General features: G+C 66.6%; 17 protein-coding genes. 11 read left to right on the plus strand and 6 right to left on the minus strand.

What is annotated here, in order from left to right; translation table 11 throughout:
- Nucleotides 1-184: 184 nt before the first annotated feature.
- From HDG34_RS31520 to fliE, 5 genes are all read right to left on the minus strand, one after another.
- A complete protein-coding gene (locus tag HDG34_RS31520) occupies nucleotides 185-544 on the minus strand; it encodes an EscU/YscU/HrcU family type III secretion system export apparatus switch protein (RefSeq protein ID WP_184065870.1) in 360 nt (119 codons plus the stop codon).
- Nucleotides 544-1,962, minus strand: a complete 1,419-nt coding sequence (locus HDG34_RS31525) for a flagellar hook-length control protein FliK (protein WP_184065873.1) — start codon at nucleotides 1,960-1,962, stop codon at nucleotides 544-546. Before HDG34_RS31525 ends, HDG34_RS31520 begins: the two co-directional genes overlap by 1 nt.
- A gap of 106 nt (nucleotides 1,963-2,068) precedes the next feature.
- Nucleotides 2,069-2,395 carry a flagellar protein FliT gene (locus HDG34_RS31530; protein ID WP_090802544.1) on the minus strand — a complete coding sequence of 109 codons (327 nt, stop codon included), beginning with the start codon at nucleotides 2,393-2,395 and terminating at the stop codon, nucleotides 2,069-2,071.
- Nucleotides 2,392-2,826 (minus strand): flagellar export chaperone FliS, encoded by a 435-nt coding sequence (fliS, locus tag HDG34_RS31535; RefSeq protein ID WP_090802543.1) that lies wholly within the window; start codon nucleotides 2,824-2,826, stop codon nucleotides 2,392-2,394. The genes HDG34_RS31530 and fliS overlap by 4 nt, the downstream gene beginning before the upstream one ends.
- A 295-nt stretch (nucleotides 2,827-3,121) precedes the next feature.
- Nucleotides 3,122-3,457 (minus strand): flagellar hook-basal body complex protein FliE, encoded by a 336-nt coding sequence (fliE, locus tag HDG34_RS31540; protein WP_090802541.1) that lies wholly within the window; start codon nucleotides 3,455-3,457, stop codon nucleotides 3,122-3,124.
- Nucleotides 3,458-3,693: 236 nt separating this feature from the next.
- On the opposite strand from fliE, the gene fliF reads away from it, so the two are divergent.
- From fliF to HDG34_RS31570, 6 genes are all read left to right on the plus strand, one after another.
- Nucleotides 3,694-5,490 (plus strand): flagellar basal-body MS-ring/collar protein FliF, encoded by a 1,797-nt coding sequence (gene fliF, locus HDG34_RS31545; protein ID WP_184065876.1) that lies wholly within the window; start codon nucleotides 3,694-3,696, stop codon nucleotides 5,488-5,490.
- Nucleotides 5,480-6,475 (plus strand): flagellar motor switch protein FliG, encoded by a 996-nt coding sequence (fliG, locus tag HDG34_RS31550; RefSeq protein ID WP_018418745.1) that lies wholly within the window; start codon nucleotides 5,480-5,482, stop codon nucleotides 6,473-6,475. Before fliF ends, fliG begins: the two co-directional genes overlap by 11 nt.
- Entirely contained in the window at nucleotides 6,468-7,151 is a 684-nt protein-coding gene (gene fliH, locus HDG34_RS31555; RefSeq protein ID WP_090802539.1) for a flagellar assembly protein FliH, read from the plus strand. Before fliG ends, fliH begins: the two co-directional genes overlap by 8 nt.
- Nucleotides 7,145-8,788, plus strand: coding sequence for a flagellar protein export ATPase FliI (gene fliI / locus HDG34_RS31560; protein WP_184065879.1), 1,644 nt, complete (start codon nucleotides 7,145-7,147; stop codon nucleotides 8,786-8,788). Before fliH ends, fliI begins: the two co-directional genes overlap by 7 nt.
- Before the next feature lie 17 nt (nucleotides 8,789-8,805).
- Nucleotides 8,806-9,255: a flagellar export protein FliJ gene (fliJ, locus tag HDG34_RS31565; protein ID WP_090802535.1), complete on the plus strand. Its 450-nt coding sequence runs from the start codon at nucleotides 8,806-8,808 to the stop codon at nucleotides 9,253-9,255.
- A gap of 61 nt (nucleotides 9,256-9,316) precedes the next feature.
- A complete protein-coding gene (locus HDG34_RS31570) occupies nucleotides 9,317-10,852 on the plus strand; it encodes a flagellar hook-length control protein FliK (RefSeq protein ID WP_184065883.1) in 1,536 nt (511 codons plus the stop codon).
- 413 nt (nucleotides 10,853-11,265) lie between these two features.
- Here HDG34_RS31570 and HDG34_RS31575 read toward each other — a convergent pair whose 3' ends face one another.
- Complete coding sequence (locus HDG34_RS31575) at nucleotides 11,266-11,541, minus strand: hypothetical protein (protein WP_184065886.1); 276 nt, start codon at nucleotides 11,539-11,541, stop codon at nucleotides 11,266-11,268.
- Nucleotides 11,542-11,609: 68 nt separating this feature from the next.
- Here HDG34_RS31575 and fliL point away from each other — a divergent pair, with 68 nt between their 5' ends.
- From fliL to fliP, 5 genes are read left to right on the plus strand one after another with little or no spacing between them, the layout of a single operon-like run.
- Nucleotides 11,610-12,110 carry a flagellar basal body-associated protein FliL gene (gene fliL / locus HDG34_RS31580; RefSeq protein ID WP_090802533.1) on the plus strand — a complete coding sequence of 167 codons (501 nt, stop codon included), beginning with the start codon at nucleotides 11,610-11,612 and terminating at the stop codon, nucleotides 12,108-12,110.
- A gap of 58 nt (nucleotides 12,111-12,168) precedes the next feature.
- The gene (gene fliM / locus HDG34_RS31585; protein ID WP_184065889.1) at nucleotides 12,169-13,167 is read left to right on the plus strand and encodes a flagellar motor switch protein FliM; all 999 of its coding nucleotides are present in this window, start codon (nucleotides 12,169-12,171) and stop codon (nucleotides 13,165-13,167) included.
- Nucleotides 13,160-13,624: a flagellar motor switch protein FliN gene (gene fliN / locus HDG34_RS31590; RefSeq protein WP_090802529.1), complete on the plus strand. Its 465-nt coding sequence runs from the start codon at nucleotides 13,160-13,162 to the stop codon at nucleotides 13,622-13,624. The genes fliM and fliN overlap by 8 nt, the downstream gene beginning before the upstream one ends.
- Nucleotides 13,621-14,148: a flagellar biosynthetic protein FliO gene (gene fliO, locus HDG34_RS31595; protein WP_184065892.1), complete on the plus strand. Its 528-nt coding sequence runs from the start codon at nucleotides 13,621-13,623 to the stop codon at nucleotides 14,146-14,148. Before fliN ends, fliO begins: the two co-directional genes overlap by 4 nt.
- Entirely contained in the window at nucleotides 14,148-14,957 is an 810-nt protein-coding gene (gene fliP / locus HDG34_RS31600) for a flagellar type III secretion system pore protein FliP (RefSeq protein WP_184065895.1), read from the plus strand. The genes fliO and fliP overlap by 1 nt, the downstream gene beginning before the upstream one ends.
- The last annotated feature ends 30 nt before the right edge of the window (nucleotides 14,958-14,987 follow it).

The raw sequence follows: 14,987 nt of genomic DNA on the forward strand, positions 1-14,987 counted from the left end.
CCGCTTAAGAGTTGGCGGTTTGAGCTGTCTTCTTTGCCTACTTTCTTTGCAGCAGCAAAGAAAGTAGGTGCCGCCCCGCACAGGGGCAACGCTAATAGACCGACAAGACAACAAGGAAAGGCCAACACCGCAAAGAACAACGACAAAAAACCGCCCCGCCCTGCCAAAGGGCAAACACACCCCTTCAGTGATCCGCAGTACTAGCGCCGCCAGGCACATCAGTAGCAACAACATCAACCACATCCGGCGCGCCAGCGCCATTGCCCGTCTCAGCATCAGCCCCACTCTCGAGCCGATGCAACCAGGCCAGCAACTCGGCGACAGCCTGATAAAGCTGCGGTGGAATCCGCGCATCCAGATCGACTTGCATCAGCAGCGACACCATCTCGGGCGCCTCATGCACATAGAGCCCTGCCTCCTTCGCGCGCTGCACGATCATCTCAGCGAGCAGCCCATACCCCTTGGCGACCAGACGCGGGGCGGGCTCGCCGCCATGAGCGTCATAAACAAGCGCGGCCGCGCTGCGACGTTGGGTGCGGCTCATCAGATATCCCAATCGAGGTCGTCGCGCGATGCGGCGCCCGACGCCGACGCCGTCGACGTGGCCACAGCCGCCGACGCCGACCGTGCATACGCGCCCGCGGCCTGCGCACCCGCCGCCGAGGTGCCCGCCGCGGTAGTACCAGGCACACCGCCGCCGATCTCGCGAATCGTCAATCCCTGCAACTCGAGCCCCGCCGCCGCGAGCCGCTGACGGAAACCGTCCCCCTGCATCGCGAGCCGCGCGGCGCCCCGCGGGCTCGCCTGCACGCGCGCGGTCAGCCGCGTGCCGGTCAGCGTCAGTTCGGCATCGACGGTGCCGAGCGTCGGCAGCGACAGCGTCAGGCGCGTGCGCCACGGCTGGCCGTCCTCGCTCGCGAGGCCGCCGCCGCTGCGGTCCCATTCGTCCCCATCCTGCTCGATCGTCCAGTCCAGACGCGCGCCGGGCCACGCCTCGCCGGTCCAGCGGAACTGTCCGGTCGCCAGCAGATCGAGCTGCTGGCGCACGAGCGGCACCGTCGCCGGATGCACCGCCGCCGCCATCGCCTGCGCGCTCTGCGACGAGCCGGCATCGGCCGCCTGGGACACCGCGCTGTGCAGCCCCGCGTGTGTGGACTGGCCATTCAGGTCGGACACCGAGCTGGCCAGCAGCTCGCCCGCGACGAGTCGCGCGGCCTGCGCGGTCAGGATCGACGGCATCGCGTGCATGGCAGGGTTGTTCTCGGCAACGTTCGCCGTGCCGCGTGGCGTTGCCTCGGGGGCTCCGTTCGCCGCAGCGGACCGCGCGCTCGCGTCGCCAGCGTCGGCGCTCCAGTCGGGAGGCAATTGAGAATCTGCGACGAGCTGGTTCTGCGCCTCGTTCGCCAGTTGGGCCGGCGAACGCTGGCCGACCAGCCACGCCGCGAGATGCGCCTCGTAGAACAGGCCGCTGTCGGCGACCGTCTGTTGCAGCGCGGCCGCGAGCGCCGCGACCGGCACTTCGGTCGCCGCCACGCTCGCGGTGGCGGCCGCGGTTGCGCTGGCGGCAGCGTTGGGATTGGTATTGGTATTGGTGTTGGCAGCAGCGGAATCGCCGGCAGCGAAATTGACTGTCGCGGCGCCCGCCGCATCGGTCAGCGGCAAGCTTTCGATGGCGACGTCGAGCGCCGGCGCGGCCGCCCAGATCGGCGCGCGGCCGAGCACCGCCGGTGTGGCCTCGCCGCCTGAGTGCGCAATCGCATTCAGCGTCAGCGCGACGGCCGACAGCGCGGTTTGCGCGGACGGCTGGGGCGCGGGCGTCACGTTCGCAGGCGCCGCGGGAACCGCGGTATCGACGCCGGCCGCGCCGGTCTGCGAGGTGGTCGCGGTTCCCGGCGCGATGCTGAGCAGGCTGTCGATCCGGCTCGACAGCACCGAAGCGAGGGCCGAATCGATTCCGTTCATGCCGGTTCCTTGGTCGCATCGGCGGCAACGCGCGCGATGCTCTGATTGCTCCGATCCTTCAGACGCGTGCGGCGTGGCGCCCGCTCACGCGCGCGCCCGCTCGCGCTCAGCGCGCCCCGTACAACTCCTTCAGCACGCGCGTCGACCGGCCGGCGAACAGCGCCGACAGATGCGCCATGCGCGGATTCGCGAGGTCGCGGATCGCGGCGTCGTCGGCGAGGATCTGGCGGATCAGCGCGTACTTGCGCAGGCGTTCGGCCTCGTCGAGCTTGACGCCCACGTCGGCTTCGCGCAGCGCTTCGACCAGCTGCCGATACTCTTCCTGCAAGTGCACCAGGTCGTTCCACAGTGCACGACGGGCCGCCATCAGCATGCGGCAGGACAGCGCCGCGATCGCCTCGTAGCGGGCAAAATATTCTGCGTTCGATGTCATCTCAGGCTTTCCGCGGCTGGCTGTGCTGCCATCCGCGCGATCTCCGGGGCTATCCCGATCCATGCCTCTTCGAGCGTCGCGAGCAGACGGTCCACTTCCACGAGCATCGCCTCGCTCTGATTGATATTGGCTTGCAACAGTCGACGCGCCATATAGTCGTACAAAGCGTTGAGCCGTTCGGCGATTTCGCCGCCCACCTCGAGGTTGAGCGACTGCTGCAGCCCGCTTTCGATGATCCGGATCGCCTTGCTGATCGCCATGCCACGCTCGGCCACGTTGCCCTGCTGCAAATGCATGCGGCTTTGCGCGATCGCCTGGCGTGCGCCCTGGTACAGCAACACGATCAGACGATGCGGACTTGCGCCCATCACGGATGTCTCGATACCGACACGCGCATACGCGTTGGCTCCAGCGTGCCCTTGGGAAAACATCGGCGCTCCTCCTCTTATACTGGCTGCGGTTAAGTCGTGGCGTGGCCGCGCGGCGCGTCGACGCGCCGCTCGCTGACCTGTAATTTGGTTATCGGATGCGCGACGACAAAGCTTTAGTCCGGTGTAAGGAGGATCGAAAGCGCCGCTGGGCGGGCACCGGAAACACGGCACGAAGCCGCCGGCGCAAGCGCCGGCAGCGGCGTGCCGGATCGTCGGACGGGACTCGTGTGGACCTTCAGGCGGTCCTTCAGGCAGCCCTTCAGGCAGCCCTTCAGGCGGACACGCGCGATCCCGCTCAGATCGACATCTGCGCGATGTCGTTGTACGCGGCGACCAGCTTGTTACGCACCTGCAGGCCGAACTGGAAGCCGATGTTGGCCTTCTGCATGTCGACCATCACGTCGTTCAGCGAGACGTTCGACGCACCGAGCTCGAACGCCTGCGACTCGCCGACCGCCTTCTGCTGGTCGCCGCTGATCTTGTCGAGCGAAGCCTTCAGCGCCGCCGCGAAGTTGGTGGGCGTCGCCGCGCCGGATTGCTCCGCCGCCGGGGTCGCGTCGCCGGCCGCCTGCGCCGCCATCGCCTGCATCTGTTGCAGCGCCGACGATAGCGCGTTCACGGGCATGGTCATGTTTTCTCCGTTGGATGTGCGATCGGACCGCCGGACGGTGTACCGATCTGGACGAAAGCATAGCAGCGGCTCCTCGCGGAAAGTCCCGAAACTAGAGGGAAAACCCCGCTCTATTCAAGCAATCGGGTTCAGCGGCGCTGCGGATAATTTCAAAGGTGAAAGTCTCTGTCCGTCCGCCCAGCCCCGGCGCGGCATCACGACAGAACGCCAAGGCATTCCCCGGAGAAACCCGACGCATGGATTCGTCTGCCAACTCGTTGATCAACCCCGACGCCCGTATGGGGCTCGCCGGCGCGCAGCCCGCTGCCGGTCAGGCCGGTAGCGGCCAGGCCGGCGGCATGGCCGACCTCGGTGGCCTCGGCGGCCTGGGAGGTATCGGCGGCAATTTCGGCCAGCGTCTGTCCGGACTCGCGCAGATGCGCGGCAACCCGCGCGCGCCGCTCGTGTTCGCGGTCGCGCTGCTGGTGGCGGTCGTCGCCGGCCTGTTCCTGTGGTCGCGCGCGCCCAGCTATAAGGTGCTCTACAGCAATCTGTCCGACCGCGACGGCGGCTCGATCATCACCGCGCTGCAGCAGGCCAATATTCCGTACAAGCTGTCCGAAAGCGGCAGCGCGATCCTCGTGCCGGCCGAGCAGGTCCACGAGATGCGCCTGCGCCTCGCATCGCAGGGGCTGCCGAAGAGTGGCTCGGTCGGCTTCGAGCTGATGGACAACCAGAAATTCGGCATCAGCCAGTTCGACGAGCAGATCAACTATCAGCGCGCGCTCGAAGGCGAACTCGAACGCACGATCGAAGCGATCTCGAGCGTCAAATCGGCGCGCGTGCATCTCGCGATTCCGAAGCCGAGCGTGTTCGTGCGCGACAAGGAAGCGCCGTCGGCGGCGGTGCTCGTGAACCTGTACCCGGGCCGCGTGCTCGACGAAGGGCAGGTCGTCGCGATTACGCACATGGTGGCCTCGGCGGTGCCGGAAATGCCGGTGCGCGGCGTGACGATCCTCGACCAGGACGGCAACCTGCTCACGCAGCCAACCAATGGCAGCGGACTCGATGCGACCCAGCTGAAGTTCCGCCAGCAGATCGAGCGCAACACCCAGCAGCGCATCGACACGATCCTCGCGCCGCTGTTCGGCGCCGGCAACGCGCGCTCGCAGGTCAGCGCCGACATCGACTTCTCGCACAGCGAGCAGACCTCCGAGAACTACGGCCCGAACGGCAATCCGCAGCAGGCCGCGATCCGCAGCCAGCAGTCGAGCAGCGCCACCGAAATGTCGCAAGGCGGCGCCTCGGGGGTGCCGGGCGCGCTGTCGAACCAGCCGCCGCAGCCGGCCTCCGCGCCGATCGTGGCGGGCAACGGCGCGAGCTCGGTCACCACGACGCCGGTCAGCGACCGCAAGGATTCGACCACCAACTACGAACTCGACAAGACCGTGCGCCACGTCGACCAGCCGATGGGCGGCATCCGCCGGCTGTCGGTCGCGGTGGTGGTCAATTATCTGCGGGTCGTCGATCCGAAGGGTCACGTGACGATGCAGCCGGTCAGCGCCGACAAGCTCGCACAGATCACCCAGCTCGTGAAGGACGCGATGGGCTTCGACGCGTCGCGCGGCGACTCGGTCAACGTGGTCAACAGCGCGTTTACCACCGAGCTCGACCCGAACGCCGACCTGCCGTGGTGGCGCACGCCCGACATGCTCGCGCTGTACAAGCAGATCGCGACGTACCTCGGCATCGGCGCGGTGGCCCTGTTCCTCTACTTCGTGATGGTGAAGCCGGCGCTGCGCCGCGCCTTCCCGCCGCCGCCCGAGCCGGTTGCCGCGCTGATGGCGCCCGACGAACCGGTGCTGCTCGACGGCATCCCGGCCGAGGAGCGCGATGGCGCGGTGGTGGAAATCGAAGCGGATAGCGAGCATCTCGCGCTCGAAAACGCGAAGCACAAATACGAGCGGAACCTGGAGTTCGCGCGCAGCATCGCGCGTCAGGATCCGAAGGTCGTAGCAACCGTCGTCAAGAACTGGGTGTCCGATGAGCGCTGAAGGCGTAGTGAAGAGCGCGCTGCTGCTGATGTCGATCGGCGAGGAAGAGGCGGCGCAGGTGTTCAAGTTTCTGGGCCCCCGTGAGGTTCAGAAAATCGGCGTCGCGATGGCCGCGCTGAAGAACGTCACCCGCGAACAGGTCGACGAGGTGCTGCAGGAGTTCGTGCGCGAGGCCGAGCAGCACACCGGCATGTCGCTCGATTCGAGCGATTACATCCGCTCCGTGCTGACCAAGGCGCTCGGCGACGACAAGGCCGGCGCGATCATCGACCGGATCCTGCAGGGCAGCGACACGAGCGGCATCGAAGGCCTGAAGTGGATGGACTCGGCGGCGGTCGCGGAACTGATCAAGAACGAGCATCCGCAGATCATCGCGACGATCCTCGTGCATCTGGACCGCGATCAGGCTTCGGAGATCGTCGGCTGTTTCACGGACCGGCTGCGCAACGACGTGCTGCTGCGGATCGCGACGCTCGACGGCATCCAGCCGGCCGCGCTGCGCGAGCTCGACGACGTGCTGACCGGCCTCTTGTCCGGCAGCGACAACCTGAAGCGCAGCCCGATGGGCGGTATCCGCACGGCCGCCGAGATTCTGAACTTCATGTCCAGCAACCACGAGGAAGGCGTCATCGAAAACGTGCGCCAGTACGACGCCGAGCTCGCGCAGAAGATCATCGACCAGATGTTCGTGTTCGAGAATCTCCTCGACCTCGAAGACCGCGCGATCCAGCTGCTGCTGAAGGAAGTCGAATCCGAAGCGCTGATCATCTCGCTGAAGGGCGCGGCGCCCGCGCTGCGTCAGAAGTTCCTGTCGAACATGTCGCAGCGCGCGGCCGAGTTGCTCGCCGAAGACCTCGACGCGCGCGGCCCGGTACGCGTGTCCGAAGTCGAGACGCAGCAGCGCCGCATCCTGCAGATCGTGCGCAACCTGGCCGAGAGCGGACAGATCGTTCTAGGCGGCAAGGCGGAAGACGCCTATGTCTGATCCGAACGCCCCGGCAAAGGAAAGCCTCTCGGCCTACCAGCGCTGGGAGATGGCGTCGTTCGACCCGGCTCCGCCGGCGCCGCCGCCGGCCGAACCCGAGTTCGACGAGCGCGCGTTCGAAGCCGAACTCGAGCACCGCCGCGAAGCCGCGCATGCACAGGGCGTCGCGTCCGGTCATGTGGCCGGCCAGGCGCTCGGCTATCAGGCGGGCTATGACCAGGGGCACGCGCAGGGTTTCGCGCAAGGCCAGACCGAGGCGCGCGAGGAAGCGATGCGGCTCGCCGCGCTCGCCGAAACCTTCAAGAGCGCGCTCGATGGCGCGCAGCACGCGATCTCCGAAACGCTGATCGCACTCGCGCTCGACATCGCGCAGCAGGTCGTGCGCCAGCACGTGCAGCACGACCCGACCGCACTGATCGCGGCCGCGCGCGAGGTACTCGCGGCCGAGCCCGCGCTCGCCGGCGCGCCGGCGCTGATCGTGAGTCCCGCCGATCTGCCGGTCGTCGAGGCGTATCTGCTCGATGAATTGCAAACGCGCGGCTGGACCGTGCGCACCGACGCATCGGTGGAGCGTGGCGGTTGCCGCGCGCAGGCCGGCACCGGCGAGGTCGACGCGGGCATCGACACGCGCTGGCAGCGCGTCGCCGCCGCGCTCGGCAAGGTGAGCACGTGGTGAAGCCGACGCTCGACGAGATCCGCGCGAGCGATCTGACGCCGCTCGAACGCGAGCTCGCCTTGGCGTCGTTCGGCGCCGAGGCGCTGGCCGATGTCGAGTCGGCCGGTATTCCGCAGCCCCCGGATGCGGCATGGCACGCTCCTGCGAGCGCACATCCAGCGACAGGCGCGGCGGCGAGCCGCGAGTCCGCCGCGACGGACCACGCTGCGCGCAGTGCTTGCGCCGCTCACGCTCCGCACGCGCCGTCCTACGATCCCGCGCTCGACATCAATCCCCACATGCAGGCATGGCGCGGCCAGCTCGACGCGCTGCGCGCGCGCAACGCGATCGCGAAGCCGCTGCGCGCGTGCGGGCGTCTCACACGCGCGGCCGGTCTCGTGCTCGAAGCGGTCGGCCTGCGTCTGTCGGTCGGCGCCGAAGTGATGATCGAGTTGCCGCCCGGCAGTTCGCTGCCGATGGCCGAAGCCGAAGTGGTCGGCTTCTCCGGCGACAAGCTGTTCCTGATGCCGACCACCGAAGTGATCGGCCTGTTGCCCGGCGCGCGGGTCTTTCCGCTCGAAAGCGCGCCGATCGCCGACCCGCTCGCGGGCGCGAAGCGTCTACCGGTCGGCTGGGAATTGCTCGGCCGCGTGCTCGATGCATCCGGCCGTCCGCTCGACGGGCTCGGACCGCTCGGCACGCAAAGGGACGCGCCGCTGTCCGCGCCGGTCATCAATCCGCTCAATCGCGAGCCGATTCACAAGGTGCTCGACGTCGGCGTGCGCGCGATCAACTCGCTGTTGACCGTCGGTCGTGGTCAACGGATGGGGCTGTTCGCGGGTTCGGGCGTCGGTAAATCGGTGCTGCTCGGCACGATGGCGCGCTACACCAGCGCCGAGGTGATCGTGATCGGCCTGATCGGCGAACGTGGCCGCGAAGTGAAGGAGTTCATCGAACAGATTCTCGGCGAGGAAGGGTTGGCGCGCTCGGTCGTGGTCGCCGCGCCGGCGGACGTGTCGCCGCTGTTGCGGATGCAGGCCGCCGCGTACTCGACCTCGCTCGCCGAATACTTCCGCGACCAGGGCAAGCACGTGCTGCTGCTAATGGATTCGCTGACCCGTTACGCGATGGCGCAGCGCGAGATCGCGCTCGCGATCGGCGAGCCGCCCGCGACCAAGGGGTATCCGCCGTCGGTGTTCGCGAAGCTGCCGGCGCTCGTCGAGCGCACCGGCAACGGACCGGCGGGCGGCGGCTCGATCACCGCGTTCTACACGGTGCTCACCGAAGGCGACGACCAGCAGGACCCGATCGCCGACTCGGCGCGCGCGATTCTCGACGGCCACATCGTGCTGTCGCGCTCGCTCGCCGAAGCCGGCCACTACCCTGCGATCGATATCGAAGCGTCGATTAGCCGGGCAATGACCGCGCTGATCGACGATAACCATCTGAATAAAACGCGTATGTTCAAGCAGATGCTGTCGCGCTATCAGCGTAACCGCGATCTGATCAACGTCGGCGCGTATTCGAGCGGGCGCGACGCGGTGCTCGATCGCGCGATCGCGCTGTATCCGCGGATGGAAGCGTTCCTGCAGCAAGGCTTTCGCGAGTGCGCGAACTTCCAGCCGAGCATCGACATGCTGAACGCGCTGTTTGCTTAGGGCCGAGGAGGCTGACGATGTCGAAACATTTCCCGATCAAGACGCTGATCGGTCTCGCGCAGGACGACGTGGATGCCGCCGCGCAGCGGCTCGGCCGCGCGCAGCGCGAGCGCAACGACGTTCAGGCGCAACTCGATGCGCTCGTGCAGTACCGCGACGAATACTACGCACGCTTCATGGAGAGCGCGCAGTCGGGCATGCCGGCCGGCAACATGCGCAACTTCCAGGCGTTCATCGATACGCTCGATGCCGCGATCGAGCAGCAGCGCAGCCTGCTCGCGGCGGCGAGCGCGCGCCTCGAGGCGGCGAAGCCCGACTGGCAGCGCCACAAGCAGAAGCTCGGCTCGTACGAAGTGCTGCAGGCGCGCGGCGAGGCGGCCGAGGCGAAGGTTGCGGCGCGGCGCGAACAGCGCGACGCCGACGAATTTGCGGCGCGGAGTCTGCGCATGCGAGCCGACGGCGCGTGAGGCCTTGCCTCGCGGCCAAAGCCTGACGGCACACCCGTTCGACCGATTCACAGGATTCTTTATGTCGCTTCTTTCACAGATCGGCTCCCAACTGAGCACGCTGCTCGACACGAGCGGCAATGGGTCGAGCAGCGCGTCCGCGAACGCCGCGGTCTCGAGCCCGTTCGCGCAGACCTTGCAGCAAAGCATCGACCAGCAGAACAGCGCGAATCAACAGCACACCAGTTCAGCGACGGCGTCGCAAGCCTCGGCGCCGAGCGCGCCCAGTGCGCCGCCGCCCGCTTCCACGTCCGCTCCCGCTTCCTCGCAGCAGAGCGCGAGCGGCAGCCAGAACGGCAACGGCACAGCGAGCAACGCGGCGAGCAGCAGCGCGTCATCGTCGTCGTCCACGGCGTCGACGACACCAACGCAGCAGGCATCGAACAGCCAGACGACCGCGACGCAAGCCCGGCAGAAAGACACCAAGGCGCAAACCGACGCTGGCGCGCTCGCGGCCGCTGCGGCTGCCGCCCAGGCTCAGGCGCAAGCGCAGGCACAGGTCGTCGCCAACAACGCCGACTCGAACGCCACCACCACGACCGATGCCGCGAGCTCCGCCGCCGATGCGGTGAGCGCGCTGGCCGGCACGGCCACGAGCGCGCTCGCGGCCACCGCGGCAAGCAGGAAAGGCGCGGTCGATCCGAAGTCGCTGCAGGATGCGTTGCAGCGTGCGCTGTCCGCGCTGTCGAGCGGCCAGGGCGCGGTGCCCGCGGTCGCGCTTGCTGGCGGCGCGGCCGCAAAAGCCACGAGCGTGTCGAGCGCGGCGGGCGGCTTGGGCAACACGAAAAACGGCCTGAACGGCACGTCGGACGACAAGACGCTCGCGAGCGGCCTGTTCGGCAACGGCAAGGGCGCCTCGACGACCCACACGACGTCGACGGCGACGGCTGCCGCGACCGCGCTGGCCGATCCGTCGGCAGCGAAGTCGGCCGCCGACGCGTTGAGCGCCGCGGCCGCGACGAGCGGCCAGGCGGACAACCTCGCATCGGTGCGCAGCGCGTCCGAGGCGGCGAACGCCGCGCTGGCCGCGACGCAGGCGGCAGCGAACGCCGCGAGCACGACGGCGGCAGCGCAGAGTACGGGCAATGCGAGCGCGGCCGCCGCCGCGAATGCGTTGACGCCGCAGGTCGGCACGAGCGACTGGGAAGACGCGCTGAGCCAGAAGGTGGTGTTTTTGTCGAATGCGCATTCGCAGAGCGCTGAGCTGACGCTCAATCCGAAGGATCTGGGGCCGTTGCAGGTCGTGTTGCAGGTGGCGGATAACCATGCGCATGCGCTGTTCGTTTCGCAGCACCAGTCGGTGCGGGAGGCGGTCGAGGCGGCGTTGCCGAAGCTTCGCGAGGCGATGGAGTCGAATGGGATTGGGCTTGGCAGTGCGAGTGTGAGTGATGGGTTTGCGCGGCAGAGCGGGCAACAGCAGCAGAGCGCTGGCGCGGGTGGGGGGAATGGGAAGAGGGGTAGTGGTGGTGGGGGCGCCCTTGCAGGGGACAGTTCCAGCGATGCCATCGGGAATGTTGCCGTGCGGCAGCAGGTTGGATTGGTCGATACGTTTGCCTAGAGCGAGGCGGGGCGCTTTTTTGTCGTTGTTCTTTGCGGTGTTGGCCTTTCCTTGTTGTCTTATCGGTCTATTAGCGTTGCCCCTGTGCGGGGCGGCACCTACTTTCTTTGCTGCTGCAAAGAAAGTAGGCAAAGAAGACAGCTCAAACCGCAAGCTCATAAGCGGGTCCCCTAGCTTGGAAGGGGTAGTGGTGCATCTGGAATCCGGGCCCCCGCACATTCCCCGTTCGTGACAAAGCCGTCATCCCTCCCACTCCGCACTACGTGCGTCGCGGACGGGTCTGCCAGGGAAACCAATGGTTTTGCCCGCGCAGCGGGGGCCCTCGGCTGCGCCTCGGCGGTGCGCCGAAACCACCAGTGGGTTTTGAACGGGGTTTCGGCGCGCGTAGCGCCGCCGGAAGAATGACTGCCTTGTCACTGGAGCGGAATGTGCGGGAGCACGGATTCCAGATGCACCACTACCTCATGCAGACCGAGGGACCCGCTTAAGAGTTGGCGGTTTGAGCTGTCTTCTTTGCCTACTTTCTTTGCAGCAGCAAAGAAAGTAGGTGCCGCCCCGCACAGGGGCAACGCTAATAGACCGATAACAAAGCAAGGAAAGGCCAAAAAAGCCAGAACAACGACAAAAAAAAACCCCAAAAACCAGAAACAGCCAGAAATAGCCAGAAATAGCCCTTCTTTTCGACCCATAGCGCCGCAGGCAAATCAACAACAATCACCCTAACCCTTACTAGGCCAGCAACAAGCTGGCAAACCAAATGGCAACCACGACCGCCCCGCAACAAGCCGCGCCCGCCTCGCCGGGCCCCATGAAGCGCATCATCCTGATCGTCCTCATTGCGCTGATCGCCGCGGGCGCTGCCGGTGCCGGCGTGTGGTTCTTCATGTCGAAGCGCGCACCCGTCGCGGTATCGGCCGAAGCCGCGCCGGCGCAATCCGCCGTGCCGCTGTTCTTCCCGCTCGAATCGATGACCGTCAACCTGCAATCGGACGACGGCCAGCAACACTTCCTGCGCATCGGCCTCACGCTCAAGCTCGGCGATGCCGCCACCCAGCAGGCGCTCACCGATCACATGCCGGAAGTGCGCAGCCGCATCCTGCTCGCGCTGTCGAACAAGCACCCCGAAGAACTCGCGCCGCTCGAAGGCAAGCGCGCGCTCGCCGAAGAGCTGAAGACGCTGATCACCGAGCCGATTGACAAGGGCGCCGCACCGATCCGCGTGCAGGACGTGCTGTTCACCGAATTCGTCGTGCAGTGACGTGACGTTGTCAAGCGCTGCCATCATCAATCGCCAAGGGACGCACGAGGAATAAGCAATGGGCCACGAAGAGTTCATGTCCCAGGAGGAGGTCGATGCCCTTCTGAAGGGCGTCACCGGCGAATCCGACACGGAATCCGAGCAAAACGACCGCACGGGCGTGCGGCCGTACAACATCGCCACGCAGGAACGTATCGTCCGTGGCCGGATGCCGGGCCTCGAAATCATCAACGACCGCTTCGCGCGCCTGTTGCGCGTCGGCATTTTCAACTTCATGCGGCGCTCGGCGGAAATTTCCGTCGGCCCGGTGAAGGTGCAGAAGTACAGCGAGTTCACGCGCAACCTGCCGATCCCGACCAACCTGAACCTGGTCCACGTGAAGCCGCTGCGCGGCACGTCGCTGTTCGTGTTCGATCCGAACCTCGTGTTCTTCGTGGTCGACAACCTGTTCGGCGGCGACGGCCGTTTCCATACGCGCGTCGAAGGACGCGATTTCACGCAGACCGAGCAGCGCATCATCACGAAGCTGCTCAATCTGACGTTCGAGCACTACGCGGCGTCGTGGAAGAGCGTGCGTCCGCTGCAGTTCGAATACGTGCGCTCGGAAATGCACACGCAGTTCGCCAACGTCGCGACGCCGAACGAAATCGTCATCGTCACGCAGTTCTCGATCGAGTTCGGCTCGACGGGCGGCACGCTGCACATCTGCATGCCCTACTCGATGATCGAGCCGATCCGCGACATTCTCTCGTCGCCGATCCAGGGCGAGGCGATGGACGTCGACCGACGCTGGGTGCGCGTGCTGTCGCAGCAGGTGCAGGCCGCCGAAGTGCAGCTGAGCGCCGATCTCGCGCAGGTGCCGGTCACGTTCGAACAGATCCTGAACATGCGCAAAGGCGATGTTCTGCCGATCAACATCCCCGAGCACATCACCGCGAAAGTAGACGGCGTGCCCGTGATGGAATGCGGCTACGGAATTTTCAATGGTCAGTACGCGTTGCGGGTCCAGAAGATGATCAGCGCAGCCGACACGATGAAGGAAGGTGGATATGAGTGATCTGAACGCAAAGCCCGAGACCGATCTCGCGGCAGCCGAGCAACTCGCCGCCGGCGAGCTGTCCGCCGTGGAAGACGACGCGGCGATGGCCGACTGGGCAAGCGCGCTCGCCGAGCAGAACGGCAACGACGAAATCAACCCGGCCGCGGGCGCCGTGTTCCAGCCGCTGTCGAAGGCCGCGCCGACCTCGACGCACAACGACATCGACATGATCCTGGACATTCCCGTCCAGATGACGGTCGAACTCGGCCGCACCAAGATCGCGATCCGTAATCTGCTGCAGCTCGCGCAGGGCTCGGTCGTCGAACTCGACGGCATGGCCGGCGAACCGATGGACGTGCTCGTCAACGGCTGCCTGATCGCGCAAGGCGAGGTGGTGGTCGTCAACGACAAGTTCGGTATCCGGCTGACCGACATCATCACGCCGTCCGAACGCATCCGGAAACTCAATCGATGAAACGTTTGGCAGGTCGCGGCGTGCTGCTCGCGTCGCTTTTCGCGTCCACCGTCGCGTCCACCGTCGCGCACGCCGCCGACATGAACGCCGTCAACAACGCCGCGAAGATCGCCTCCGGTGTCGGCGCGGGTAGCGCGGTGCCGGCGCTCGGCGTCGGCGCGGTCCTGCAAACCTTCGTCGGGCTGGCGGTTGTGATCGGCCTCGTGTTCGGCTGCGCGTGGCTCGCCCGACGCTTCGGCCTGCAGCCGGGCCAGCGCGGCGGTCTTGTGAAGACGGTCGGCGGCGCTTCGCTCGGTGGCAAGGAACGCGTCGCGGTGGTCGAGATCGGCGATACGTGGCTCGTGCTCGGCGCCGCGCCCGGCAACGTGCGGCTGCTGCATACGATGCCGGCGGGTGCCGTCGCGGCCGATACGGTTGCCGCTTCGCCAGCACCGCTTTCCGGCACTTTTGGTCAACGCTTTCGCGACGCCCTGAAAGGCGAAGTGGGCAAACGTTTCAACGCGCACCGCGGCGGGGATCGGTAATGCAGGTCAGTTTCAGGCAGTCAGCCTGGTTCTTCGCGCTTACGCGCCGTGCGGGGCGGGCGCTCCCCGCAGCGCTTCAACTCGCGCTGCCGGCACTGCTGTTCGCGCTGCCGACGCTGTCTTTCGCGCAAACCGCCGGCCTGCCGGCGTTCACGACGAGCCCCGGCCCCAACGGCGGCACGACCTACTCGCTGAGCGTGCAGACGATGCTGCTGCTCACGATGCTGTCGTTCCTGCCCGCGATGGTGCTGATGATGACGAGCTTCACGCGCATCGTGATCGTGTTGTCGCTGCTGCGCCAGGCGCTCGGCACGACCACGACGCCGCCGAACCAGGTGGTCGTCGGTCTCGCGCTGTTTCTGACGCTGTTCGTGATGTCGCCGGTGCTCGATAAAGCCTATAACGAAGGTTACAAGCCGTTCTCCGAAGGCACGATGTCGATGGATCAGGCGGTGGCGCGCGGCGTCGCGCCGTTCAAGACCTTCATGCTGCGTCAGACCCGCGAAAGCGACCTTGCGCTGTTCGCGCGCATCTCGCACGCGGCGCCGATGCAGGGGCCCGAAGACGTGCCGCTGTCGCTGCTGGTGCCGTCGTTCGTGACGAGCGAGTTGAAGACCGGCTTCACGATCGGCTTCACGATCTTCATTCCGTTCCTGATCATCGACATGGTGGTCGCGAGCGTGCTGATGTCGATGGGCATGATGATGGTGTCGCCGGCGACGATTTCGCTGCCGTTCAAGCTGATGCTGTTCGTGCTCGTCGACGGCTGGCAGTTGCTGCTCGGCTCGCTCGCGCAGAGCTTCGTCTGATATTTTTTCGACTCCTTGTTCCTCAGGCAC

This window comes from Paraburkholderia sp. HC6.4b (assembly GCF_014200875.1).
Taxonomy (GTDB): domain Bacteria; phylum Pseudomonadota; class Gammaproteobacteria; order Burkholderiales; family Burkholderiaceae; genus Paraburkholderia; species Paraburkholderia tuberum.

Coding starts and splice junctions, on each gene's coding strand:
- HDG34_RS31520 (WP_184065870.1), bottom strand. CDS start 544: ATGAGCCGCACCCAACGTCGCAGCGCGGCCGCGCTTGTTTATGACGCT.
- HDG34_RS31525 (WP_184065873.1), bottom strand. CDS start 1,962: ATGAACGGAATCGATTCGGCCCTCGCTTCGGTGCTGTCGAGCCGGATC.
- HDG34_RS31530 (WP_090802544.1), bottom strand. CDS start 2,395: ATGACATCGAACGCAGAATATTTTGCCCGCTACGAGGCGATCGCGGCG.
- fliS (WP_090802543.1), bottom strand. CDS start 2,826: ATGTTTTCCCAAGGGCACGCTGGAGCCAACGCGTATGCGCGTGTCGGT.
- fliE (WP_090802541.1), bottom strand. CDS start 3,457: ATGACCATGCCCGTGAACGCGCTATCGTCGGCGCTGCAACAGATGCAG.
- fliF (WP_184065876.1), top strand. CDS start 3,694: ATGGATTCGTCTGCCAACTCGTTGATCAACCCCGACGCCCGTATGGGG.
- fliG (WP_018418745.1), top strand. CDS start 5,480: ATGAGCGCTGAAGGCGTAGTGAAGAGCGCGCTGCTGCTGATGTCGATC.
- fliH (WP_090802539.1), top strand. CDS start 6,468: ATGTCTGATCCGAACGCCCCGGCAAAGGAAAGCCTCTCGGCCTACCAG.
- fliJ (WP_090802535.1), top strand. CDS start 8,806: ATGTCGAAACATTTCCCGATCAAGACGCTGATCGGTCTCGCGCAGGAC.
- HDG34_RS31570 (WP_184065883.1), top strand. CDS start 9,317: ATGTCGCTTCTTTCACAGATCGGCTCCCAACTGAGCACGCTGCTCGAC.
- HDG34_RS31575 (WP_184065886.1), bottom strand. CDS start 11,541: ATGGGTCGAAAAGAAGGGCTATTTCTGGCTATTTCTGGCTGTTTCTGG.
- fliL (WP_090802533.1), top strand. CDS start 11,610: ATGGCAACCACGACCGCCCCGCAACAAGCCGCGCCCGCCTCGCCGGGC.
- fliM (WP_184065889.1), top strand. CDS start 12,169: ATGGGCCACGAAGAGTTCATGTCCCAGGAGGAGGTCGATGCCCTTCTG.
- fliN (WP_090802529.1), top strand. CDS start 13,160: ATGAGTGATCTGAACGCAAAGCCCGAGACCGATCTCGCGGCAGCCGAG.
- fliO (WP_184065892.1), top strand. CDS start 13,621: ATGAAACGTTTGGCAGGTCGCGGCGTGCTGCTCGCGTCGCTTTTCGCG.
- fliP (WP_184065895.1), top strand. CDS start 14,148: ATGCAGGTCAGTTTCAGGCAGTCAGCCTGGTTCTTCGCGCTTACGCGC.